This window comes from Streptoverticillium olivoreticuli subsp. olivoreticuli, from assembly GCF_003391135.1.
Taxonomy (GTDB): Bacteria; Actinomycetota; Actinomycetes; order Streptomycetales; family Streptomycetaceae; genus Streptomyces; species Streptomyces blastmyceticus.
Genome location: NZ_CP031455.1, coordinates 731,981 through 753,876 on the forward strand (window position 1 = coordinate 731,981; position 21,896 = coordinate 753,876).

At 68.7% G+C, this 21,896-nt stretch carries 21 protein-coding genes and 3 pseudogenes; 10 read left to right on the plus strand and 14 right to left on the minus strand.

Annotated elements, in window-relative coordinates:
* Nucleotides 1–741 precede the first annotated feature (741 nt).
* From DXZ73_RS03290 to DXZ73_RS03305, 4 genes are all read right to left on the minus strand, one after another.
* Nucleotides 742–1,464, minus strand: a complete 723-nt coding sequence (locus DXZ73_RS03290; protein WP_116209528.1) for a VOC family protein — start codon at nucleotides 1,462–1,464, stop codon at nucleotides 742–744.
* A 291-nt stretch (nucleotides 1,465–1,755) separates the two neighbouring features.
* Nucleotides 1,756–2,880, minus strand: a complete 1,125-nt coding sequence (locus DXZ73_RS03295; protein WP_116215385.1) for a DUF6183 family protein — start codon at nucleotides 2,878–2,880, stop codon at nucleotides 1,756–1,758.
* A gap of 510 nt (nucleotides 2,881–3,390) precedes the next feature.
* A complete protein-coding gene (locus tag DXZ73_RS03300) occupies nucleotides 3,391–3,816 on the minus strand; it encodes a VOC family protein (RefSeq protein WP_116209529.1) in 426 nt (141 codons plus the stop codon).
* On the minus strand, nucleotides 3,786–4,292 hold the full coding sequence (locus DXZ73_RS03305; RefSeq protein WP_116215386.1) for a cupin domain-containing protein: 507 nt from the start codon (nucleotides 4,290–4,292) through the stop codon (nucleotides 3,786–3,788). Before DXZ73_RS03305 ends, DXZ73_RS03300 begins: the two co-directional genes overlap by 31 nt.
* Nucleotides 4,293–5,284: 992 nt before the next feature.
* Between DXZ73_RS03305 and DXZ73_RS40495 the strand changes: the two are divergent.
* Together DXZ73_RS40495 and DXZ73_RS40500 are read left to right on the plus strand one after the other, a co-directional pair.
* Nucleotides 5,285–5,470 (plus strand): annotated as a pseudogene (locus DXZ73_RS40495) (hypothetical protein); the annotation flags it as partial.
* 69 nt (nucleotides 5,471–5,539) lie between these two features.
* A pseudogene (locus DXZ73_RS40500) lies at nucleotides 5,540–5,695 on the plus strand (IS5/IS1182 family transposase); the annotation flags it as partial.
* Nucleotides 5,696–5,739: 44 nt separating this feature from the next.
* On the opposite strand, the gene DXZ73_RS03315 reads toward DXZ73_RS40500, so the two are convergent.
* Entirely contained in the window at nucleotides 5,740–6,195 is a 456-nt protein-coding gene (locus DXZ73_RS03315) for a MarR family transcriptional regulator (protein WP_116209531.1), read from the minus strand.
* Nucleotides 6,192–6,677 carry a MarR family winged helix-turn-helix transcriptional regulator gene (locus tag DXZ73_RS03320; protein ID WP_116209532.1) on the minus strand — a complete coding sequence of 162 codons (486 nt, stop codon included), beginning with the start codon at nucleotides 6,675–6,677 and terminating at the stop codon, nucleotides 6,192–6,194. Before DXZ73_RS03320 ends, DXZ73_RS03315 begins: the two co-directional genes overlap by 4 nt.
* A 255-nt stretch (nucleotides 6,678–6,932) precedes the next feature.
* Here DXZ73_RS03320 and DXZ73_RS37855 point away from each other — a divergent pair, with 255 nt between their 5' ends.
* Entirely contained in the window at nucleotides 6,933–7,115 is a 183-nt protein-coding gene (locus DXZ73_RS37855; protein ID WP_162890000.1) for a hypothetical protein, read from the plus strand.
* A gap of 416 nt (nucleotides 7,116–7,531) precedes the next feature.
* Here the strand turns inward: DXZ73_RS37855 and DXZ73_RS03330 are convergent, their stop codons facing one another.
* On the minus strand, nucleotides 7,532–8,332 hold the full coding sequence (locus tag DXZ73_RS03330; protein ID WP_116209534.1) for a hypothetical protein: 801 nt from the start codon (nucleotides 8,330–8,332) through the stop codon (nucleotides 7,532–7,534).
* 129 nt (nucleotides 8,333–8,461) lie between these two features.
* Between DXZ73_RS03330 and DXZ73_RS37860 the strand changes: the two genes are divergently transcribed.
* Nucleotides 8,462–8,692, plus strand: coding sequence for a hypothetical protein (locus DXZ73_RS37860; protein ID WP_162890001.1), 231 nt, complete (start codon nucleotides 8,462–8,464; stop codon nucleotides 8,690–8,692).
* A gap of 340 nt (nucleotides 8,693–9,032) precedes the next feature.
* On the plus strand, nucleotides 9,033–10,238 hold the full coding sequence (locus tag DXZ73_RS03340; protein WP_116209535.1) for a cytochrome P450: 1,206 nt from the start codon (nucleotides 9,033–9,035) through the stop codon (nucleotides 10,236–10,238).
* A gap of 125 nt (nucleotides 10,239–10,363) precedes the next feature.
* Here DXZ73_RS03340 and DXZ73_RS03345 read toward each other — a convergent pair whose 3' ends face one another.
* Nucleotides 10,364–11,608, minus strand: a complete 1,245-nt coding sequence (locus tag DXZ73_RS03345) for an MFS transporter (protein ID WP_205519095.1) — start codon at nucleotides 11,606–11,608, stop codon at nucleotides 10,364–10,366.
* 96 nt (nucleotides 11,609–11,704) lie between these two features.
* On the opposite strand from DXZ73_RS03345, the gene DXZ73_RS03350 reads away from it, so the two are divergent.
* A complete protein-coding gene (locus DXZ73_RS03350) occupies nucleotides 11,705–12,157 on the plus strand; it encodes a winged helix-turn-helix transcriptional regulator (protein ID WP_116209536.1) in 453 nt (150 codons plus the stop codon).
* A gap of 109 nt (nucleotides 12,158–12,266) precedes the next feature.
* Here the strand turns inward: DXZ73_RS03350 and DXZ73_RS03355 are convergent, their stop codons facing one another.
* From DXZ73_RS03355 to DXZ73_RS03365, 3 genes are read right to left on the minus strand one after another with little or no spacing between them, the layout of a single operon-like run.
* Nucleotides 12,267–13,634: a HAMP domain-containing sensor histidine kinase gene (locus DXZ73_RS03355; RefSeq protein WP_116209537.1), complete on the minus strand. Its 1,368-nt coding sequence runs from the start codon at nucleotides 13,632–13,634 to the stop codon at nucleotides 12,267–12,269.
* Nucleotides 13,631–14,329, minus strand: a complete 699-nt coding sequence (locus DXZ73_RS03360) for a response regulator transcription factor (protein ID WP_116209538.1) — start codon at nucleotides 14,327–14,329, stop codon at nucleotides 13,631–13,633. The genes DXZ73_RS03355 and DXZ73_RS03360 overlap by 4 nt, the downstream gene beginning before the upstream one ends.
* Before the next feature lie 45 nt (nucleotides 14,330–14,374).
* Nucleotides 14,375–15,916, minus strand: coding sequence for an alpha/beta fold hydrolase (locus DXZ73_RS03365; RefSeq protein WP_116209539.1), 1,542 nt, complete (start codon nucleotides 15,914–15,916; stop codon nucleotides 14,375–14,377).
* 253 nt (nucleotides 15,917–16,169) lie between these two features.
* Between DXZ73_RS03365 and DXZ73_RS03370 the strand changes: the two genes are divergently transcribed.
* Nucleotides 16,170–16,547: an Imm32 family immunity protein gene (locus DXZ73_RS03370; RefSeq protein ID WP_116209540.1), complete on the plus strand. Its 378-nt coding sequence runs from the start codon at nucleotides 16,170–16,172 to the stop codon at nucleotides 16,545–16,547.
* Nucleotides 16,548–16,568: 21 nt separating this feature from the next.
* Here the strand turns inward: DXZ73_RS03370 and DXZ73_RS40505 are convergent.
* From DXZ73_RS40505 to DXZ73_RS03385, 3 genes and pseudogenes are all read right to left on the minus strand, one after another.
* Nucleotides 16,569–16,722: pseudogene (locus DXZ73_RS40505) on the minus strand (IS982 family transposase); the annotation flags it as partial.
* Between the two features lie 71 nt (nucleotides 16,723–16,793).
* The gene (locus tag DXZ73_RS03380; protein WP_240351131.1) at nucleotides 16,794–17,555 is read right to left on the minus strand and encodes a hypothetical protein; all 762 of its coding nucleotides are present in this window, start codon (nucleotides 17,553–17,555) and stop codon (nucleotides 16,794–16,796) included.
* A 123-nt stretch (nucleotides 17,556–17,678) separates the two neighbouring features.
* Nucleotides 17,679–18,617, minus strand: coding sequence for an AraC family transcriptional regulator (locus tag DXZ73_RS03385; RefSeq protein WP_116209541.1), 939 nt, complete (start codon nucleotides 18,615–18,617; stop codon nucleotides 17,679–17,681).
* 111 nt (nucleotides 18,618–18,728) lie between these two features.
* Here DXZ73_RS03385 and DXZ73_RS03390 point away from each other — a divergent pair, with 111 nt between their 5' ends.
* The 3 genes from DXZ73_RS03390 (at nucleotide 18,729) to DXZ73_RS03400 (ending at nucleotide 21,868) form a co-directional block, all read left to right on the plus strand.
* Entirely contained in the window at nucleotides 18,729–19,583 is an 855-nt protein-coding gene (locus DXZ73_RS03390) for an NmrA family NAD(P)-binding protein (protein ID WP_116209542.1), read from the plus strand.
* Nucleotides 19,584–19,585: 2 nt separating this feature from the next.
* Complete coding sequence (locus DXZ73_RS03395) at nucleotides 19,586–20,026, plus strand: nuclear transport factor 2 family protein (RefSeq protein WP_116209543.1); 441 nt, start codon at nucleotides 19,586–19,588, stop codon at nucleotides 20,024–20,026.
* 426 nt (nucleotides 20,027–20,452) lie between these two features.
* Nucleotides 20,453–21,868, plus strand: a complete 1,416-nt coding sequence (locus tag DXZ73_RS03400) for a family 2B encapsulin nanocompartment shell protein (protein WP_116209544.1) — start codon at nucleotides 20,453–20,455, stop codon at nucleotides 21,866–21,868.
* Nucleotides 21,869–21,896: the final 28 nt, after the last annotated feature.

The following is a 21,896-nucleotide window of genomic DNA, read 5'->3' on the forward strand; positions in this document are numbered from 1 at the left end:
GTGATGATTCGGTCGGGGCCCTGATCACCCCGGCGCCCAAGGGTATCGAGGACCGTCCCCAGGGGCTTACCCACAAGAAGGCGACCGCCGCCGCGGACGCCGCGACGCTGATCCGCCACCCGGAATGGCGGGAGAACCACCGCTGGATCCTCAAGAGCACAGTCCTCGGCTATGTCGAACCGTCCTACGGCGGAACGTCCCGGTCCGGCTGCAACGGATGGGTCGGTCGCCCACCGAACTCGATGACGGCCAGCGGCAGACGCTGCACGACCCGTGAGAACGCCGATGTCGAGCCGGCGATGAGCTGGGTCCGGGTCGTCACAGCCACACCCCGCCGTACCATCACCGGCGACTGACAACCGTGGTGAGCGAACCGGACAGTGGGCGGCATGGGTTGCCGGACCCTCCGCAGTTCGAGTTGGCCGGCGGGTGGCCCGAGTCCATCTTTTACGGGACCTGCCTGAGCGTGAACGGGCTGTATGAGGAGCGGCCCGAGCCGCCGGAGATCCCGGTCACGCTGGTGGGCTGCCGGCCCGGGGCACCGATGCTGTCCGCGCTCGCCGAGGGCGAGGGCGAGTACCTGATGCTCGGGGTACTCGACCGCGAGGGGCGGTCCACGGCGGGCCGCTCGCTCTACAGAGAAGGCGTCGACGAGCCCCTGCCGCCCGCAGCCCGCCAGGCGTGGGCGGACTGGGATAGGCGAACGCCTATGAAACGCGCGGTCACCCGACAACAGCCCCGCTACCGGGGGCTCTGCACGGAGAACTCGTTGCCGTCGGGGTCGAGCATCAGCACTCGGCCGCCGTCGCTCTCGTCGATGCCGGTGCGCGTCGCGCCGAGCGAGATCAGGCGGTCGACCTCCGCCTCCCGGTCGGCATCAGCGGGGAGCGCCAGCTCGAAGTACAGCCTGTTCTTGCCCTTCTTCGGCGCCACCGGAGGACCACCCCACGTGATCTTCGTACCGCCGTTCGGCGATTGGATCGCGGTCTCCTGGTCCTGGTCCCAGACCAGCGGCCACCGCAGCGCCTCGCTCCAGAAGTAGCCGACCTCCTGCGTACCGTCGCAGGCCAGCGCTCCGATGAAGCCGGTGTCGGCGAGGAACTTGTTGCCCGCCTCGATTACGCAGAACTCGTTCCCATCCGGGTCGGCGAGCACCACATGCCCCTCTTCCGGGAGTTGGCCCACGTCGATGTGTTTCCCGCCGAATTCCAGCGCCCTGGCCACCGTCTGCTGCTGATCCTCCGGGGAGGTGCTCGTCAGGTCGAAGTGCGCCCGGTTCTGACCGATCTTCGGCTCCTGGCTCGGCAGGAAACGGATGCGGAACCCGGCGGTATCAGGGGGCAGGATCGCGATGTCGTCGTCCGGACCGTCGGCCAACTCCCAGCCCAGAACCCCGGACCAGAACCGTGCCAGGCCCGACGGTCGGGTCGCATTGAAGCAGATCGCGAACAGTTGACTGGTCATACCCCATTCATCTCCGATCCGCTGACGGTCGATACCGCGCCTCGCCCTCCCCGCGAGCGCAGCCTAGGGGCGGCCGTACGGCACCCGCATCCGAGTTTCCGTCACGGGAGAGCCCGGTCTCCCACAAGAAGGCGATCGTACGGAACGGCATCGTCGTCCACGGCACAGCTGGGCCGGCCCGTCACGCCGGGGCGGCAGCCGGTTCGCCCTCGGGCGTGCGCGGCGGAGGCACGCAGCCGGTAGCCGTCGGGTGAGGGTGGTTATCGGCTCAACGCATGGGCCTCGGGCACGTCAGTCAGTGTCAGTCGCGGCCATTACAGCCAGGCGCCGACGGTCTCGCGCAAGGGCGACCAGACCGATGTCCCAGGCCACTTGCCTGAACCACTTCGTATCGGCGTCGAAGCCGTGCCAAATGCAGTCCCGCACACGTGCTTCGACCTCGTCGGCGGTGGCGCCTTCCGGGCTTCCGGCCAGCGCGGCCAGGGACTGCCAGGCCAACAGGCGGCCGTAGGCGCCATAGGAACCGAAGTTGTACGCCCCTCCCGTCGATGCCGAGGCGAAGAGCACTCGCCATGCCTGGGCTGGCGGAAGGACAGCGACCGACAGCGCGGTCTTCTTGCCTGCTCCGTGCAGACACTGCAGCCCCAGCATCAGGAGCGCGTTCGGGACCGACTCGACGTCCAAGGGGGCTGTGAGGTCGAAAACCCGCGTCTCAATACGCCCGTTGGACTCTTCGGCCCAGTTCGCCACGGCCTTTCTCATGGCCGTGGCAGTGGCCTGTGTTGTCGTCTCCCGCGCCGACGGAACACGCGCGTCGGCGATCACTGCCAGTTCACGGCTCTCCGATGGTCCGTACGGCATCGGATGACTGGTGCCACAGATGCCGTAACTCGGCAGGTCCGCATTCCCTTCTATATCGGACAGCGTCAGAGGCAGCCAGCCCAACGGGTGATGACCCCAATGCGACGACGTCGCCCAATCCGTGATCCCCGGCGTCTCCTCGACGACCGCGCCCCTGAGAACCAGTTCGTGGACCAGGCAGGCCCGAAGCTCCTCCGAAGCCCGGCCGGTGAACGCCGCAACCAGGTCCGCAGCCTCGTGGCTGGAAGCCAGCAGCGAGGCCGTGTAGCGATCCAGCTTTCTGCTGGCGACCTCGGCCGAGGAGACCAGCCGCAGCGCCTGGGCAACATTCTCAGGACCAGCAGTGGTGGCCAGCAGCCGAAGAAGATAGTCGAAAACACTTTTGTACTGCCACATCTGCCCCTCAGAGCCGTACGTCCTGGCGAGTGCGATGCCGAGGTCTGCGGCGAAGGCGGCGTCCCCCTGCGCGACCCGGTCGTCGGCTACCGTCCAGACGCCGGTGACGCCCTTCAGATCCGGCAGCTCCGTCACGATTCTCTGTATCTCATCGGCCACGGCCTTGAGCCTATGCATCCGGTGGCCCCGCCTCATCTCATAAACGGACATCCGCGAGAGTTCTGCGAGAGCCCCGGACGTGATCCGTCTCCGCAGGTCACCGTTCGCGTAAGCCCTCTCAGAACTCGGGCCTTCCCCGAGATGCGCGCTGATCGCGTGAATCCGACGCCCGATCAAGCAGCAAATGAGGTCGAACACAAAGATCGCCCTAAGCGTGGGGTACCCCGTCGGAGCGCCTGCCGGCACACGCGGGCGGGAAGACCGCGACGAAGTAGCACACGCCACGCTTCGTTCTCATCGCCGCGCTGCGCGAGGAACTCGAATTCCTGGTGCCCGCCGACCGCGGCCCCGGCCGCAGGTGGACGCAGGACCCGGGCTGCCACGTCATGCCGGTTTCTCTATCCCGGATATGCTCACTTATCCGGGATAGAGCAGCACAGGCCAGAGACAGCCACGCCGAGCGGCGTTGTCCCGTCTCGACCAACCTGCTTCGGTGTCAGCGAAGTTGAACTAGCCCCAGGTGCGAGCGCACAGGACGAGGCGGTAGCCGTCCGGGTCCATGATCGTCGCGCCGTGCTCGTCCCAGTACGGGTTGTGCGCGGGGACCCGGGTGCCGCCAGCGGCGACCAGCCGGGTGATCAGGGCCTCGTCCACCGGGGCCCCCAGGTAGACAACGAACAGGTCGTCCACGGTCGGGGTGGGTTCCAGCGGACGCTCGGGGTCGTGCGTCAGCTCGAAGTGCCAGGACCCGCCGGGCGGGCCGACCATGAGGAGATCGTGCTCGCCCGGGGTGCGCTCGGTGGTGCGCCACAGGACTTCGAGCCCGAGGCCGTCCGTGTAGAAGCGTTCCGCAGCGGCGAGGTCCCGTGAGGGGCGGGCCACACGGATGTGGTTCGTGGAGTCGATCACGCCGAGCGCTCCAGGGCGGCACGCCATGCGGGGCTGTCGACGTAGTGGTTGTCGAAGCGTTCCGCGGACTCGGCGATCTCCTTCGGGTCGGCCTCGCCGCGCATCACCCGGCCGAGCAGGCGCAGATAGTCGAACCGGCCCATACCCGGGGTGAACACGAACAGGACGTCCGCCTCGGCGCCGGGCGCCGCGGCGAAGGCGTGCGGGGTGCGCGGCGGCACCGCCAGGAAGTCGCCCGCGTTCAGGACGGTGACCTCGTCGCCCACCAGCACCTGCAGGGACCCGCTGATCACGAAGAACAGCTCCGTCGCCTTGGTGTGGAAGTGCGCCGGGGCTCCCACGGCCCCCCTGCTGAAGGTGGACCGGTAGCTCGTGAAGCCGCCGGCGGCGTCCGATTCGGCCAGCAGGGTCATCACACTGCTCGGGTCGGCGCAGGTCTCGGCATCCACGTGGCGGGTCAGCGTCGCCGGGAGGGCGGTGTCGGGCGTGGTTTCCTCAGTCATGATCATGACTCTATGGTCCGGAGTGCTCCACTGACCAGGCCATTCCGGCAGCGGAGCGCTGGGGCAATTGCCCGGTGGAACGGACGCCTGACCGGACCGGCGACGAATGGAGAAGCCCGGCCGCCCGGGTCGCGGTCAGCCGCCCGCCTCCGGCGACGCCAGGCGACCGTCCTGGTCGCGGCTCTCAACGAATGGCTGCGACCAGCGGTTTCACCCGCGACGGTAAAGTAATGCGGACCCGCTGACTCAGCACCACGTACCAGGAGAGGCAGAATGTCCAGGCTCTATGTCGTCACCGGTGCTCCCGGGGCCGGCAAGTCCACCCTCCTGCCATATCTGGCGGCATACCCGTTCGGCACAGTCGACTTCGACGAACTCCCTGAGTCGGACGGCAGCTTGCTCGGTATCGACATCACCTCGCCTACGGCGGATTCCGTATGGCCCGCCTACAACAGGCTCTGGGTGAAGATCGCGGCCATGATGCTCCGGGCCGGCGGAGACGTACTGGTGCTGTGTCCCCCTGACACCGACCGAATGGGCAAGCGCGTCTGCAGCGACCGCGGACCCGCCGCCCGTCGCCTGGGCACGCCTCGACTGCGCCGACGCGGACCGACGTACCCGCCTTGCCGCCCGCGGGTGGGAGTTCGACCAAATCGAGGAAGCACTCAAGGACGCGGAAGAACTTCGGCACGCAGTGAACCGGGAGTTCACCACCACCGGCCGCAGCCCCGCCGAGACCGCTGCGGCTCTGGGCCTCTGGATCAACAGCGACACGGAATAGCTTTGGCCAGCACAGCTCACCGCGTACAAGACCGAGGGTTACACCCCCGCGTACTCCGCCCCAAATTCACTTCCGAAACGCCCTAGAACGCGTATCGAGTCGTGATCGATCTGTGGGACTTTCCGTGTTGCATGACGTGTTCCAGTAGGCCGTCTTCCATGACGCGGGAGCAACTGACGGATGCGGAGTGGGAGTTCATTGAGCCGTACCTTTCGAGGCCCTGCTTGAGGGCCTGATCGCCGAAGCCGCGAAGCGGGAGGAGGTGGACCTCTCACTGGTCAGCGTGGACTCCACCACCGCACGGGCCCACCACGACGGCGCCGAGATGCACGTGGACGACGAGATCCTGACCGCCCTGGAGAAGGCCGCCGCCGCCGAGGAGAAGGCCCGGCAAAAGGGGGCAGCCCGGAAGGACAAGCCGGACAGGACGACGGCGACGATCCCACACGTGAAGAGCGAAGACGCATCCGCCGCCGACCGCAAGTGCCGCCCGCTCGCACTCATCCTGACCGCAGGACAGGCTGCCGACAGCCCCCAGTTCATCCCCGTGCTCAAGAAGATCCGGGTCCGCGGTCCGGCCGGCCGGCCCCGCACCCGGCCCGATGCGGTCGCAGCCTCACGCGAACCACCCTGTAATCACAGCCAGTTACAGGACCGGTCGGGAGGTCAGGTGGTCAGCGCCGCAAGCTCCGCGTTGGCGCGCTCGGTGACCAGGGCGAGGACGCGACCGGCGGCGGCCAGGTCCTCGGCGGGTATCCCGCCCCAGACCCGGGCGGTGATGGGGGCGGTCTCCGCGCCGACGGCGGCGAGCAGCTCACGCCCCGCGTCCGTGGGGCGAAGGTACGTGCCGTCCGTGATGAGCAGCTCCCTGACCAGCAGCTCGTCGAGGGTGGCACGGATGTCGGCCGGGTCGGCCTTGAGGGAGCCCTGGACCTGGGCGATGAGATCGTCCGGCGTCCGTGGGGCGTTGGCGGTGATGGCGGCGCGCAGGACGACCTGCTGCTGGAACGTGACGCCGTGCCGGGCCAGGACGTGTTCCAGTACACCGCGGGCGGCGTAGTGAGCCAGGCCGAGGGCGCGAGCGTCGGCGACGGGTGCAGTGGTGGATGCGGTGGCGGTCATGGCGTTCCCCTTGGGTCGTTCGGCAGGGATGGAGTGAGAGGTGCGTCGAGCAGGGTCGTCAGCTCGTCGGTGAAGGCGCGCGTCCGCGGGGCGTCGAGGCCACCGAGCGGCTCCAGCAACTGCTGGTGCAGTTCCTGGACCACGTCGATGGCCTGCCGCGTGACGGCCTGGCCCTGCTCGGTGAGGGCGAGCTGTACGGCGCGCGGGTCGCGGGGATCGCGGGTGCGCTCGATCAGGTCGGCCGACTCCAGGGCGCGCGCCAGCTTCGAGACGTACAACGCCTCCAGGCCGGTGTGGTCGGCGAGGCGGCGCTGACTGGGCCGCTCGCCGACGCGCTGCATGCCGTGCAGCGATGCGACCAGCGAGTACTGCGCGTGCGTGAGGCCCAGCGGCGCCACCGCGCGATCGACCGCGACGCGCCACTTGTTGGCGAGCCGCCACACCAGGAAGCCGGGCGTAGGGCCCGGTGAAACCTTGCTCATGCCGAATAGATTACATGGACACTATGTCCATGGCTACTATTTTCCGGTGGATGTGACGGTGCATCCGGCTCGGCGCAGCAACGGACCGATGGAACGCCTCCAGCGGGACCGCCTCCGCCCCGTCACATGATCAAGGCGGCGTCATATACCCCCTGGCCGTCCGCCGAGAGCTGTTGCGAGATCAGTGTGAAGCTGGGGGTCGTCTGCGGCTGTGATGAGGCGGCAGGCGACGGGCCCGATATGCCATCCCGAGTCATGATCGAACGGGGGCCCACCTGGACGCTCCGCGGCTGGGAGTTGTACAGGGGCAAGAGCGTGGCGAAGACGGGCGAAAACTGCGCGGGGGGAAGCGACGAGAAGTCCCCTGCGGGCTGGGCGGGGGGCAGCAGCGCCACGGCCACCGCGGGGGACGAAGCGGCCAAGGCTGCGAAGAAGTAGACAGCGCACCGGCCGTCGACCGAGCCGTCAGCGGCGCGGAGAGGTCGAGTTCCGAGCTTGTCTCGGCGTCGAAGAGGCCGCCGAGGTGGTCGTTGACCAACGCGCCGAAGGCGGCGCGGATCGAGCGGGCCCGCGAGGTCTGGACGCCACCACCGGCCGGTACCTGTTCGTCATCGCTTCCGGCTCCCCTCACACCACAGTCATCGATACAACCGGTGTAAGGCCACAGACCGGACCGGAGCCGCTTATGGCCGCCATTCGGCGGACAGACGGCCGTAACCCGATCTCCGTACTCCCAGCAGCCGCCGACCACAGGATCGTAGGATGCCAACCAATCTCAGGGAGTGGAAACCGGTGTTGGCGGACATGTGCATGCGCGCTGCGGGGCTGAACAGGGGGCCGAAGCAGCTCCCCCGTCAGTGTGCCCAGGGCAGTCGCATCGCCTCGACTTCAAAGTCGTTCAGCAACGCGTTGATCAGGGTTGGGGGCCCGGCGACCTTGGTGGCCCACAGGTCGTAGTCGGTGCACAGGACCCATGAGTGGTCATCGGCCCAGAGGTTGGACGGGCTGAAGTCGGCCTCGGACTGGTCATACAGGATCTCGGCGTCGCCGAGTCGACCCGCACGCACGTGGAGGTTGTCGAAGTCGATGGCTCCGAGCATCAGCGGGTTGCAGTAAGCCAGGCAGCGGGTGTCCGGGCCCGCGGAACTGTACTGGGTGAGGATGGCGATCAGCCGGTTCCAGGTCTCACGATCCAGGCTCCCCTCGGTCGGCGGGATCATGCCCAGCGGCCAGCTGCCCTCCTTTTTGGCCGAGGGAAAGCAACGGTATGAGGGCATCAGCCCGTCGGGCACGGCCGGGTCGCCGGTTCGTTGGGCAAGCTCGGCCCAGCGCAGCCGTCGCCAGCCGGGGCCCGGGTGCTGGGCGCGGCCCAGTCCTCCTCCCGTGGCGACGCTCACGGCGTCGAGGTCGAAGCCCGCGACGATGTGGGGCAGGGTGCTTCCATCTGCCAGACGTGCCTGGTGGTACTCGTGGTATGACACATCCTCCGGCCCCTGCTCTTGCTCGTACATGGCATTGAGCACCCACACCGCGTCGGGCATCGCCGGAGGCATGAACCCTGTGATGCCGTCGCCGCACAACTCCAGCAGCCAGTCGGCGGCCCCGGACGGCACAAGCGGCCACAGGCTTGACATCAGGTTCGGTTCCTCGGACATGCGTTCATGATCCCAGGTGCGGACCCGCCCTTCTGCGAGGGGCCGACATGACGCCGCCCCGAACCCCGCCGCCCGAGCACGTTTCCATGCACTTGGCTGGGATGAGGACGTGGACGAGACGGTACCCTCGTGGCCAAGACCGGGCGTGAACAGTTCGACGCGGAGTTCAACAAGGCGGTCAAGGGCACCGGGCAGGCGCTGAGCCGCCCCAGGAACGCCCCTCCCCTGGCCGGCCGCTGCCCCACGGGGCTGTTGAGCCCGGGCGTCTCCGCCGCAGCCGTCGCGGCCTGCGCCGCCTCAAGCGTCCGCCGCGTGCTGACCATGATCGAGCGGCACCAGGCGCCGTCGTCAACCACGTAGATGTCGCGCCGGAGATACCCGTGCTGGACCAGGTAGTTCACGGCCACGGAGACGGAGGCCGGGCCGGCCTTCAGCCTGCGGGTCGGCTCGGCCGCGGTGCGCCTGCCGTCCTCGGACAGCAACGAGTCCAGGCACACGCGCGCCGTCATCCTGGCATGCCGTCAGCATTGCCTTCGTCGCAACTCATTGCAACACAGCATTGCATTCGAGCCCAGCGTCATTGCATCAATTTACCGCCATTCACCTGGGAAAATACCACTCGACCGATTGACGGTCCTCTGAACGCAACGTAGCTTTTAATCCGTTCCAAACGCGTACTGTCGCGAGATGAGGAATGGTCATGGGTGAATCCCTGCATGCCGTCACGACGCTGCCGACGGCGCGTCAGCCCGGCTGCCCCTTCGACCCGCCGGCAGAGTTGCTCGATGCCCGTCGGCACGGCCCCATCAGCCGCTACACCTTCCCCGGAGGAAAGGCCGGCTGGTTGATCACCGGGTACGACCTGGTCAGGTCGGTCCTGGCCGACTCGCGGTTCAGCTCGCGCAAGGAGCTCATGCTCCACCCGTCCATCGACATCACCGGCATGGAGATCCCTCCGGCGCCGCCCGGCGAGTTCCTCCTCATGGACGAGCCACAGCACGGGCGTTATCGGAAACCACTGGTGGGCAAGTTCACCGCACGGCGGATGCGGCTCCTCACCGAGCGCGTCGAGCAGATAACCACCGAGCACCTGGACGCCATGGAGAAGGCCGGGCCACCGGCGGACCTGGTGACCGCGTTCGCCAAGCCCATCCCCGCCATCATGATCTGTGAGCTGCTGGGGGTGCCGTACCAGGACCGAGGCTCCTTCCAGGAGCAGATCGAGTCGTTTCTCAACGGGGAGACAAGCGACGAGGACCAGATAGCGGCCTACACCGCGGCCCAGCGCTACCTTGCAGAGCTGGTCGCCGCCAAGCGCGCGAACCCCACCGACGACGTACTCAGCGAACTCACCGACAGCGATCTGACCGACGAGGAGCTGAGGGGGATCGCCCTGATTCTGCTGGTGGCAGGTTTCGACACCACCGCGAACACCCTGGCGCTGGGCACCTTCGCGCTGCTGCGCAACCCGGCGCAACTGGCCGCGCTGCGCGCTGATCCCGCGCTCGCCGACCAGGCCGCAGAGGAGCTGCTGCGGTATCTGAGCGTCGCCAAGACCTTCATGAGGACAGCGCTGGAGGACGTCGAGCTGGGCGGCCAGATCATCAAGGCCGGCACGACGGCCATCCTGTCGTACCACACCGCCAACCGCGATCCCGAGCGCTTCGCCGATCCCCACGTGCTCGATCTCCGCAGACAGGACGGCGGGCACTTGGCCTTCGGCCACGGCATCCACCAGTGTCTGGGCCAGCAGCTTGCCCGCGTCGAGATGCGGGCCGCCTTACCCGCACTGGTCAACCGCTTCCCCACGCTGCGCCTGGCCGTACCGGCCGAGGAGATCGCCTTGCGCCCGGAGACCGCGGACATCTACGGGGTGAAGAGCCTCCCGGTCACCTGGGACGTGTGACCGCGAGCCGGTGACGGGTGAGATCGCGTACGGCCACCCGCGTCGCCGTCCGTACGAACAGGTCGCCCCCGAACACCCCGGCCACCGTGTTCCCCCGGTCCATGCTCACGCTTCGCTGCGAGAGGTCATTTGGCGGCGGGGTCGGGGGTGCTGTGTCGCGTGAACGCCCACAGTACGAGCCCGAGGCAGCTGAACGCGGCACCCAGTGCGCATACGGCGCCCCAGCCGGCCACCGTGTAGAGGGAGGTCGCGGCGATGGCGCCGGTGGCGCTGCCGATCGAGTAGAAGACCATGTATCCGCCGATCAGCCGGCTGCCCGCGGCCGGGTGCAGCGCGTAGATCAGGGTCTGGTTGGTGACATGGACCGCCTGTACGGCGAGGTCGAGGAGGATCACCCCGACGACCAGGGCCCAGAGCGAGCTGCGGGTGAAGGCCAGGGGCAGCCACGAGACAGCGAGGAGTGCCAGGGCGATGCCGGTGGTCCGCCGGGAGAGTCCGCGGTCGTTCAGGCGGCCCGCCACGGTCGCGGCCAGGGCTCCGGCGGCACCGATCAGCCCCAGCGCCCCGATCGCGCTGTGGGACAGGAAGTACGGGGCCTCGCTGAGCGGCAACGCGACGCTGCTCCACAGGGTGCTGAAGGCGGCGAAGATCAGCAGACCGAACAGGGCCCGGAGCCGCAGCAGTCGTTCCCGTGCGAAGAGGGTGATCGTGGAGCGCAGGAGCTGTCCGTAGCGCAGGGTCGTCGGCGGAGCGTCGCTGTGACGCGGCAGCACTCGGTACAGGACCAGGGCGAGCAGAGCGGTGAGCGACGCCGAGGCGAGGTAGACGGAGCGCCAGCCCGCGAGATCGGCCATGAGGCCGGATGCGGTGCGGGCGAGCAGGATTCCGATGACCACGCCGCTGGTGACCAGACCGACGACCCGGCCGCGCCCGGCGGGAGGGGCCAGCGATGCCGCGAAGGCCACCAACGTCTGGGTGACGACCGCGAGAAGCCCCGTCGCGGCCATGCCCGCGAGCAGGATCGCCGCCGTGCGGGCGGTGGCCACCACGGCCAACGCCACCACCAGGAACAGTAACTGGGCCACGATGAGCCGTCTGCGGTCGGCCACGTCACCCAGCGGCACGAGGAAGAAGAGTCCCAGCCCGTACCCGACGTGCGTGAGGGTGACCACGCTGCCGACAAGTGCCGGGCTCATGGCGAGGTCACGGCCCATGGTCACCAGGAGCGGCTGGGAGAAGTAGACGTTGGCCACCGCGGCCCCGCAGGCGACGGCGAACAGTATGACGACACCACGGGACGGGACGAACTCGGAAACTTCCCCCTTTCGGGCCTCGGTCCGCCGTGTCACAGCCTCACAGTTACCGGGCATCAGCACTCCCCCGCGCATCTGGTTTCATCTTGCCACCAGTGGCGACGGTAACTTCTTTGGTAGCATGTTGCAACCGTTGTGAGAGTGGGGGACGCCATGGTGGCCAGGACTCGCTTCGACGACAGCGAATGTCCCGTCGCCCGGTCGGTGGACGCGATCGGCGACTGGTGGTCCCTGCTGATCGTGCGGGACGCCTTCGACGGAAGCCGACGCTTCGGGGAGTTCCAGCGCAGCCTCGGCGTGGCGAAGAACATCCTCACCGCACGTCTGCGCACCCTGGTCGCCGGCGGTGTCCTCGAATCCGTCCCCGCCTCGGACGGCAGCGCCTACCGCGAGTACGTACTGACTCCGAAGGGCAAGGCGCTCTTCCCCGTCATCGTGGCACTGCGACAGTGGGGCGAACAGAACTTCTTCACCCCCGGCGAATCACACTCGGAGTTGGTCGACCGCCGACAGGGACATCGCCTCCGCGCACTGGAAGTGCTGTCCTCGGACGGGCGACGGCTGGACCCCGACGACACCACCGTCCACAAGATCTCCACCCAGTGACCCGAGCCGGAGACCCGGTGATGGCTCACACGTCCTCAGCCGGTACCCGATCGCCTGCGGTGTCGCCTCCCAGGGGCCCTTGGCCAAGCCCTGGGCCCCGCCCGCCGGTTCAAGGTGTTCTCCGGGAACGCCTCCGTGCCGTCGGCCCATTCGAACCGCCCTGGTCGTGGGGCGGGAGGTCGAAGCCGACCTCCGCGCCGCCGCCGTCCGCCGTGGCGGCGAAGACGGTTCCGGCGTCGGCCGCGATGATGTCGTACACGATGGCCAGACCGAGACCGGAACCGGGCGTCGCCTGGGTCCGGGGGCCGCGGTAGAAGCGGTCGAAGACGGCGTGCTGCTCGCCGGGCGCGATGCCCGGGCCCTGATCCCGTACGGCCAGCTTGCCCCCGCCGATGTGCACGGCGACCGGGGTGCCCTCGGGACTGAACTTCACCGCGTTGCTCAGCAGGTTGTCGATGCACCGCTGGAGCGCGCGCGGCCGGGCACGCACCGGCACCGGCGGGTTCGCACCGTCCTCGATGACGAGGACGACGCGCCCGGTCCGCAGGCGGAAGCGCTGCGCGCTGTCCTCCGCGGCGACGGCAAGGTCGACGGCCTCGGGCTCCTCTTCCGTGTAGCGGTCGGTGGCCAGCTCGACGAGCTCGCGCACCAGGTCATCGAGGGCGGCGGTCTCGGTGACCAGGGTGGTGAGGATCTGCTCCTCGTCCTTGGGGTCGAGCCTGCCGCGCGCCCGCTGCAGCAACTCGGCGCTCCCGCGCACCGAGGTGAGCGGCGTACGCAGCTCGTGGCTGGCGTCCTGGACCAGTTGCTGCTGCTGGGCGCGGGAGCGGCGCAGCGCGGCGAGCATGTGCTCGAAGCTGTACGTCAGTTGGCCGATCTCGTCGGATCCGGCGGGCGGCAGCGGCGTGGCGAGGTCCTGCGTGGTGGTGATGCGCTGGGTGGTGACGGCCAGTCGGCGGACCGGCCGCAGGATCCGTCCCAGGACGAGCCAGCCGAGGAGCGCCGCGAAGCCGATGGCGGCCGCGGTGGTCCAGGAGATCCGCCACAGGAACTGGTCGTCGACGCGCGCGGCGCCCTCGTAGCTCTGGCCGGCCATGACCGCCCCGCCGCCGGGCAGGGGTCTGGTCAGGGTGCCGTACTCGGTGCCGGAGACGACGACGTCCGCGCGGCTCTCTCCCTTCCCCGTCCGGGCCACGCGCAGCGCGTCCGGCGTGACCGGCAGGGCGTCCCGGCCGGGTGCCAGCGGTCTTACCGCCCCCTGGGCGGACACGACCTGCTCGAACGTGTCCGGCCGGGTGGGCGGGGTCCGGCCGGCGGCCAGGAGGGTGATGACGGTGTTGGTACGGTCGTCGAGCCCTCGCTCGAGCTCGTCGGCGACCAGGTTGCTCACGCCCCGGTACGACATGAAGGCGGCGAGGGAGATGGCGAGCGCGGCGGCCGCGGCGACGACGGCGGTGATCTTCGTACGGAGCATCATGCGGGCCGGATCGTGTAGCCGACGTTGCGGACGGTGTGGATCAGCCGGGGCTCGCCTCCCTGCTCGGTCTTCTGGCGCAGGTAGCCGATGTAGACGTCGAGGGAGCGGGACGTGGTGTCGAAGTCGAAGCCCCAGATGCGCTCGTACATCTGCGACCGGCTGAGGACCACGCCCGGATGGCACAGCAGCAGTTCCAGTACGTCGAACTCGGTCTTCGTCAGGTCCAGCTGCCGCTCCCCGCGGAACGCCTGCCGGGACGCGGGGTCCAGGGTGAGGTCCCCGACTGTCAGGGCCCCGCTGTCCTCGGGCGGCTCGGTGCGCCGCAGCAGCGCGCGTATGCGGGCGAAGAGCTCCTCGGTCGCGAACGGCTTGGCGAGGTAGTCGTCGGCGCCCGCGTCGAGTCCCGCGACCCGGTCGCCCACCTCGTGCCGGGCCGTCAGGACCAGGACGGGCAGCCGGTCGCCGCGCCTGCGCAGCATCCGGCACAGGCCGAGGCCGTCGAGGCCCGGCATGACCACGTCCACCACCGCCAGGTCGGGCCGCTCCTGTCCCAGGAGGCCGAGGGCCTCCAGGCCGTCGGAGGCCATCAGCACCCGGTAGCCCTCGAAGCGCAGCAGCTGGTCCAGGGTGCTGCGCACTCCCGGGTCGTCCTCGACGACCATCACCGTCCGGCGGTGCCCCGTTTCATCGGTCATGTGATCATCTTCGTCGGTGGTGGAAGCGGTCAGGGCACCGGCCCGTCAGCCGCGGACCGGAGTGACGGCGATCGGCGGGAGGGTGCGCAGGCAGGAGGTGTCGCCCGGCTCGCCGGTGCGGAGGAAGTGCGAGGAGACCCCGGTGACGCAGCGGCTCAGCTCCAGCTCGGGCACGTGCCCCATGTTGCGGACCGAGAAGTACCGGCTGTTGCGGAACTGCTCGGCAGCCTTCTTCCCGCTCACCTCGGGCGTGTTGGCGTCGAGGTCGCCGGAGAGGACGAGGACCGGGACGTCCGGCAGCTCGAGCTTCGTGGGCTGCGGGTCAGGGGTGTTCTCACGCGGCCAGCCGATGCACACGTCGCCGGCGTCCGTGGTGCCCTCGGTGAAGCCCTTGGCGCTGAACGCCCCGTGCTCACCGGGGCGTACGGCGGCCAGCGCGGCGTTGTACTGGCTCCACCGCTCGGACAGCGGCGCGTCCTTCGACCAGGCCTTGCGGTAGTCGTTGCAGGTGACCGCGATGTACGGCGCCTGGTCCACCGTGCTGCCCGTCTTCCCCTCCTCCTGGACCAACGTCCGCAGCGGCGCGGCATCGCCCTTCACGAAGCGGTCGAGGGCGTGGGGCAGTTGGCCGAGCAGCGAGGGCTTGTCCGGCTCGAGGCCGACCTGGCTGCTGGCCGCCTCGAACATCAGGTTGGCGAGCTTGTCCTCGGTGAACCGCTTCTTGTAGACGCCGTGTCCGGTGGTGATCGGCACCGTCATGGGCTCGGCGCGCAGCCGCGCGGCCGTGGTGGCCAGGTCCCGCACGGCCTGCTTGCCGTCACATGCGACGGGGACGCTGCGCTCGCACACCCGGTGCAGGTTCGACGAGACCGCCTGGGCGCTGGGCCGCCCCAGCGGGTCGAGCTCGAGGGGGTAGGCGCCGGACAGGACGATGGAGCGCACGCGCTCGGGGTGGCGGGAGGCGTACACCGGCATCAGGTACGTGCCGTAGGACAGCCCGTACAGGCTGAGCTTCGGTACGCCGAGGTGGGCGCGGATCGCGTCGATGTCGTCGGCGGTGGCCGCCGAGGTGTATCCGGCGGCCTTGGGCCCGAGGTTCTTGGCGCACCGTTCGACCGCGGCCCGCTGCTGGGCCCGCGTGCCGAAGCGGTACTCGGCGTCGGTGACCCCGCACGGGACCGGCTGCGACTTCCCGGTGCCGCGCGGGTCGACGAGCAGCAGGTCGTGGTCCTTCAGCATGCCCTCCAGGCCCCAGGCGAACCCCTCGGCCTTGTCGATCGAGGTCTCGCCCGGGCCGCCCGGATTGACGGCGACGGTGCCCTTGGCGGGGCCGGGCGCGCTGTGGCGTACGACCGCGTAACTCACCTTGACCTTGCCGAGCTCCGGCTTCCCCGCGACGAGCGGGCGGTCCAGCCGGCCGCAGTCGACCTGGTACCCGCCCACGGTCGGGCACCAGGCGGGTGCCACCGTGGCCGCGGGCCCCTTCGCGGGCACCGCGGCGGCGGTCGCGGTCGGCAGCACCGAGGCCGTCACCGCCATCATGCTCACAGCCAGCCCCGCACGCCGCGCCGTTCTCTTGTACGTCATTGCCCTCTCCTCTGCCTCGGGTTCCTCGGACTTCCCGGATCCCCCGGTGTTCCTCGGTTGCGGGCACAACGTTGCCGGGCGTACTTCGCAGGCACGGCAGAGCGACGGCAAAAGCGTGTAAGAAACCGGAGCGGTGCGTCAGAGGTCGTTCGGTGGTGGACCGTCAGCTCCGCTGGCCGGCCTTGCCGACCCGGACGCGTGACGGACGATCTTGCGGGCATCATGGGAGTCCGATCTTGAAGGAGTGACGCCCGTGAGACTGGTCTGCGACCCCGCATACGACGAAGTGGATCTCTCCGCGTCGGCGGAAGAACTGAACCGCCTGGCAGACGCGGTGGCCCAGGGCGAGGGGCTGCTCACCTCTTCGCCGGGCGGCGATGGCCTGGCGGGGGTCGAGGTCAAGAACGCTCCCGGCCCCGGGGTCCTTGTCCACCTGGACTCCGAGCGGCAGTTCCTTGTGATCAGCGGTGACTCCACCGGCAGGTCGGTGCTCGCGGACAATCTGCGCGGCATGGCCTCTGCCGAGGACGGCGGTCACCTCCACGTCGAGTACCCCGGGCACGACTACCTCGTTGAGGGGTCGGTGCCGTTGGTGGTCAACAGCCCGCACGGGGGCATGCCAACCCGGTGAGCTGGTGGCTGCTCGATGCGATCAGTGACGCAGGCAACCAGCTACCGGATGACCGGTCTTGTTGTTGCGCCAGATCCCGGCGGCCATCGCCAGGACCCGCTGGGCCACCTGGATGGCGACGACCCCCGAAGGTTCGACCGCCGTGTTCCTCCAGGTCGAGTCGGCCCTTGAAAGAGCTCGGGCTGGGCCGCCGAGATCGAACGCACAACGCCCAGGGGCTCACCGCCCGCTGAACCCGCCGGTACTCTACGGGCGGCGAGGCACGGTGTAGTAATGGTGCGCGGATGAGCCCATCCGCGTGCCGATCTCGAAGACCAGCACGACACCGTACTCGGTGCGCGTTGCATGGACAGTCGCTGCCGGACTTGGGGTGAGTTCGCAGCGGAAGTAAGCGTATCCGGCCGGTGGGCACGGGCGTGCTTCATCGACCAGCTGGTGGGGCGCAAGGTCCCAGTTGATCCGCAGGCCAGGGGATTCGAGTTCCGGTATGGACATCAGAGCTCCGTCCGGGTACCGGCCATGGTTGCGGTAGTAGTCCAGCGCGTAACGCACCGATCCGCCGGCATACGGCACGTCTTCACCATGCTCGTCCTGGTGACCCCAGTTCGCGATGGCAGCAGCGCGGATCCTGGGGAGCACTTCGACGATGTCGCCCCGGACGCCGAAGTAGGCGGCGGCCTCCATGTCACAGACGAGGGTGTGCTGAGGATCGTCCGAGCCCCAGAGAGCTTGTGAGGCAGGTCCGGCACACGTGTCCATGAAGCGGGTCAGCACATGATGAACGCCGGTCACGGAGCCCAGGCGGCCTATCGACTCCCGTATCTTCCGCTCTTCCTGCGCCCTTCTGGACTGGGCCTTCTCCGATGCGGCCAGGAAGCGCAGTTTCTGGTCATCGGTCTCCTGTGAACAGGCCGTGATCGACACCAGCATTGTCAGCGAGAGCAGCAACCCGCATGCCTGCCCGCAACGCCCACGCCCGCATAACCTGCGCCAATCGATTCCCACCATGACCGTTCCCCCACCATGTGGGCCCCTAGACGGGCCAGCAGCTGTGTTCTGATTCGCCTCACCACCGACAAGGCCATCCACCCTACGCCGGCCTTGGCTCTGGCGTGGGAGAGTCGGGCAGTGTCAGTGGGCGTGGGGATCGTTCCCGGGGTGTGCCTCCGCTCGGAGCGACTGCCGTTGCCGCCAGGTCCCGGGCGGCTCGCCGTGGTGGCGTCGGAAAGCGGCCGCGAACGCGTAGGGCGACGTGTAGCCGACGGTGCGGGCGATGGCCGTCATGCCGATGTCGCCGGTGCGCAGGTGGTCGCGGGCGAGAGTCATCCGCCAGTCGGTCAAGTACTGCATGGGCGTCCGGCCGAGGGCGTCGCGGAAGGTGCGTGCGAAGGCCGCCCGGGACAGGCCGCTGATCGCGGCGAGTTCGGGAACCGACCAGGGATGGCCGGCGTTCTCGTGCATCGCCTGCAGAGCAGCCTTCAACCGGGGGTCCGTGGACGCCTGGTACCAGCGGGGTGCGGTCGGGCTGCGGCGGAAGTCGTTGCGGATGGCGAGCACCAGGAGGACGTCGAGGAGCCGGTCCAGCACGATGGACCGGCCGGGTTCAGGGGTGGCCAGCTCGTGCGACAGCAGCGCGATCACGTCCCGCAGCGGATCGCCGACCGCCGCCGACAGGGTCAGTACCTGCGGCAGTGCCTCCAGCAGCCCGCTGCCGATGTCGCCCGAGAACCGGTAGGCACCGCAGAGGAAGACCGTCGCCCGAGGGTCCTCGGACTCCCCGTCGTGGGCGTGCCGGGCCCGGAATTCCTCCGGTTCGAGGCAGGCGGCGCCCGGCTCGTGCCCGATGTGGTGATCGGGGCCGCCGCGGACGAGCGTCACCTCCCCCGGCACGAGTTCCACCGCGCTGCCGGGGTCGTCGAGCCACAGCCATCCCCTGCCCCGGACGACGGTGTGCACGGCCAGTTGGATCGAACCGGCCAGCCGCAGCCCCCACGGCGGCTCGGCCACCGTCCGGGCGAAGACGGCGCCGGAGGCCCGTGCCCGCGCAAGGTGATCCTGCAGTATGTCCACGCGATCAGTATCAGCGAGACAACCACGCTGGGCACAGGTCCGAGCGTTTGACGTAAAAGAATGAGCGATGCGCGCATTGATTCACTCATGGAGCGCTCTCACGATTGATCCATGACTGGATCACCGCAGACCGCACTCGTCCTCGGCGGCACCGGGCGGACCGGCTCGCTCGTGGCGAGGAAGCTCGCCGAGCGGGGACTGGGTGCCCGCACCGCGGCGCGCCACGGCGCCGACGTGCTGTTCGACTGGGACGACCCGACCACCCACCCCGGTGCCCTCGTCGGCGTCGACCGGCTCTACCTCGTCACACCCGTCCTGCAGGTCACCTACGCCGACCGGGTGGCCGCCTTCCTCGACCTCGCCGAAGCCGCAGGGGTGCACCACGTCACGTACCTCAGCACCTACGGCGGCGACCAGGCGCCACCGGAGGTCGACATCAAGTCCGTAGAAGTCGGCCTCGCCGTCCGAGGGGCCATCACGCATTCCATCCTGCGCCCGGCATGGGTGATGCAGAACTTCAGCGACCCGCATCTGCCGGTCGTCGACGGGGTGATCACGGTACCGACCGGCGGCGGCACGGAAGCCTTCGTCGACGCGGCCGACATCGCCGCAGTCGCGGTCGAGACGCTGCTCACCCCCGAGGCCCACGCCGGCGCGCAGTACGCACCCACCGGCCCGCAGGCTCTCACGGTCGGCGAAGTCGCCGACGCCATCGCCTCCGTGACCAACCGGCCCGTCAGGCACCACGACATCGAACCCGGCGCGTGGATCGGCGGTGCGGTCGCGGCCGGCCTCGTTCCCGCCGACTACGCGGTGATGCTCAGCTGGCTGACCGGCAGCATCATCTCCGGTAACGGCTCCACGCCCAACGATGACATCGAGAAGGTCACCGGCCGGCCACCGGCCGCCTTCCACGACTTCGCCCGGCGCAACGTCCGCGCCTGGACCTCCCCGGCGGCCCGGTGACCATGCCCACCAACAACATCAAGGACTTCGCGGCACTGGACCCGTTCTTCCGGATCATCGGCGAGGGTCTGGCGGGCCTCGTCGACGGTGAGCACTTCTTCGACCTCCTGGCCGAGGACGTGGTCGTCGAATACGTGATCTCCGTACCCGGCTATCCGCACCGGGTCCAGGGACGCCGGGCGGTTGCCGACCTGTACCGCGGCTACGGCGACATCATGGTCCTGCACAGCGCGGGCGAACTGGCCGTCCACCGCGATCCCGAGACATCCGTGGTCGTACTGGAGTACGCGGTGCACGGACGGGCAGTCCACACCGGACGGGCCTACGACAACCACTTCGTCTCCGTGATCACCGTCAAGAACCGCAAGGTGACGCACTGGCGGGACTACATGAACCCCGTTGCCGTCTTCCAGGCCATCGGATGGCCGACGGAGGAGCGCTGAAGGAGAGAAGAGCTCGAACCTGCCGAACAAACCAGTGAAGCTTCCCGGGTGGGGCTGCGCTGCGCCAGGCCAATGTCCGAGAACTCGATGTGCGCCGGGAGGCGCAGACGCAGACGTCACCCACGCTGCACTCGCACGGCCCGGAACACGCGTCGGACGCCGACAGGAAACAGACCGATCGAGCTTACGATTCCACGGGAGCGCGCATTCGAATCCCTCGTCTCCACCACTCCTCGGAAAGTTCAACGGATACCCAGGTACGACACACGCGCCGCCGCAAACCCCCAGGCGAACAACCTCAACCGTGTTTTCAGCAGGCGCAGTTGTCTTGCCGGGTTGTGTTCCACTTCCGGCACGCCGTAGCCGAGGCTCACCTCATCGGGTTTTCATACTTATCGCCGAGATGTTCATGGCGAAAGGAAACCCATGACGACACCAACAGAACAGCAACAGGCAGAACAGCAAGCACAGTTGAGCCTCAGCACGGCAGCCGCCCGCAATCTGGCGACAACCACCAAGTCCGTACCGCAGATGCAGGGCATCAGCTCGCGCTGGGTGACCCGCATGCTGCCCTGGAACGAAGTCACCGCCGGTACATACCGGGTCAACCGGCGGCTGACCTACACCGTGGGGCGAGGACGGGTGAGTTTCGTCAAGACCGGCGCAGAAGTCCGCGTCGTGGCGTCCACGCTCACCGAAGTGCCTCCACTGCGCGGCTTCCAGGAGGAGAGCCTCCTGACGGAACTGGCCTCGCGTTTCACCCAGCGGGACTTCGAACAGGGCGACGTACTCGTCGAGGCCGGGCAGCCGATCGAAGAGGTCTTCCTCGTCGCCCACGGCAAACTCAGCAGGATCGGTTCCGGCAAGTACGGCGAACCCACGGTGCTCGGTACCGTCGCCGACGGTGACCACCTCGGCGAAGAGGCCCTCCGGCAGGACGAGCCGGTCTGGGGACACACGGTCAAGGCCACCACCAACGGCACTGTCCTTGCCCTGCCCTGGGCGGCCTTCCGGCAACTCCTCTACCGCTCCGAGGCGCTGCGCGGCCACATCGACAGCTACCTCACCACCCACCAGCAGTCGGTCAACAAGAAGGGCGAGGCCGACGTCGAGCTGGCCTCGGGCCACGTGGGCGAGCCCGAACTCCCCGGCACCTTCGTCAACTACGACCTCACGCCCCGCGAGTTCGAGCTGAGCGTCGCGCAGACCGTGCTCCGCGTTCACAGCAGGGTCGCCGACCTCTACAACGACCCGATGGACCAGGTCGAACAACAGCTGCGGCTCACCATCGAGGCGCTCCGCGAGCGCCAGGAGCACGAGCTCGTCAACAACCGCGAGTTCGGGCTGCTCCACAACGCCGACTACGACCAGCGCATCTCCACCCGCTCCGGCCCGCCCACCCCTGACGACCTCGACGATCTGCTGTGCATGCGCCGCAGCACCCGGATGATGCTCGCCCACCCACGCGCCATCGCCGCGTTCGGCCGCGAGTGCAACAAGCGCGGGATCTACCCCGACGGTGTCGAGGTCAACGGACACCTGCTGCCCGCCTGGCGGGGCGTGCCGATCTTCCCCTGCGGCAAGATCCCCATCAACGGCGGAGGCCACAACATCTCCTCCATCCTCGCCCTGCGCACCGGCGAGGAGGACCAGGGCGTCATCGGCCTCCGCAAGACCGGGCTCCCCGACGAGTACGAACCCGGTCTCAACGTACGGTTCATGGGCATCAACGACCAGGCCGTCATCTCCTACCTCGTCAGCACCTACTACTCGGCAGCCGTCCTGGTCCCCGATGCCATCGGCCTGCTCGAGAACGTCGAGGTCTCCCGTCACCGCGACTGAACCGTCCGCCGCCTCACGGTTCCGGCGA

Excerpts from the sequence above, each read along its gene's own strand:
- DXZ73_RS03290 (WP_116209528.1), bottom strand. The coding sequence starts at position 1,464 with ATGACCAGTCAACTGTTCGCGATCTGCTTCAATGCGACCCGACCGTCG.
- DXZ73_RS03300 (WP_116209529.1), bottom strand. The coding sequence starts at position 3,816 with ATGGCGTGCCGCCCTGGAGCGCTCGGCGTGATCGACTCCACGAACCAC.
- DXZ73_RS03305 (WP_116215386.1), bottom strand. The coding sequence starts at position 4,292 with ATGACTGAGGAAACCACGCCCGACACCGCCCTCCCGGCGACGCTGACC.
- DXZ73_RS03315 (WP_116209531.1), bottom strand. The coding sequence starts at position 6,195 with ATGACCGCCACCGCATCCACCACTGCACCCGTCGCCGACGCTCGCGCC.
- DXZ73_RS03320 (WP_116209532.1), bottom strand. The coding sequence starts at position 6,677 with ATGAGCAAGGTTTCACCGGGCCCTACGCCCGGCTTCCTGGTGTGGCGG.
- DXZ73_RS37855 (WP_162890000.1), top strand. The coding sequence starts at position 6,933 with ATGATCGAACGGGGGCCCACCTGGACGCTCCGCGGCTGGGAGTTGTAC.
- DXZ73_RS03330 (WP_116209534.1), bottom strand. The coding sequence starts at position 8,332 with ATGTCCGAGGAACCGAACCTGATGTCAAGCCTGTGGCCGCTTGTGCCG.
- DXZ73_RS03340 (WP_116209535.1), top strand. The coding sequence starts at position 9,033 with ATGGGTGAATCCCTGCATGCCGTCACGACGCTGCCGACGGCGCGTCAG.
- DXZ73_RS03345 (WP_205519095.1), bottom strand. The coding sequence starts at position 11,608 with ATGCCCGGTAACTGTGAGGCTGTGACACGGCGGACCGAGGCCCGAAAG.
- DXZ73_RS03350 (WP_116209536.1), top strand. The coding sequence starts at position 11,705 with ATGGTGGCCAGGACTCGCTTCGACGACAGCGAATGTCCCGTCGCCCGG.
- DXZ73_RS03355 (WP_116209537.1), bottom strand. The coding sequence starts at position 13,634 with ATGATGCTCCGTACGAAGATCACCGCCGTCGTCGCCGCGGCCGCCGCG.
- DXZ73_RS03360 (WP_116209538.1), bottom strand. The coding sequence starts at position 14,329 with ATGACCGATGAAACGGGGCACCGCCGGACGGTGATGGTCGTCGAGGAC.
- DXZ73_RS03365 (WP_116209539.1), bottom strand. The coding sequence starts at position 15,916 with ATGACGTACAAGAGAACGGCGCGGCGTGCGGGGCTGGCTGTGAGCATG.
- DXZ73_RS03380 (WP_240351131.1), bottom strand. The coding sequence starts at position 17,555 with ATGGTGGGAATCGATTGGCGCAGGTTATGCGGGCGTGGGCGTTGCGGG.
- DXZ73_RS03390 (WP_116209542.1), top strand. The coding sequence starts at position 18,729 with ATGACTGGATCACCGCAGACCGCACTCGTCCTCGGCGGCACCGGGCGG.
- DXZ73_RS03395 (WP_116209543.1), top strand. The coding sequence starts at position 19,586 with ATGCCCACCAACAACATCAAGGACTTCGCGGCACTGGACCCGTTCTTC.
- DXZ73_RS03400 (WP_116209544.1), top strand. The coding sequence starts at position 20,453 with ATGACGACACCAACAGAACAGCAACAGGCAGAACAGCAAGCACAGTTG.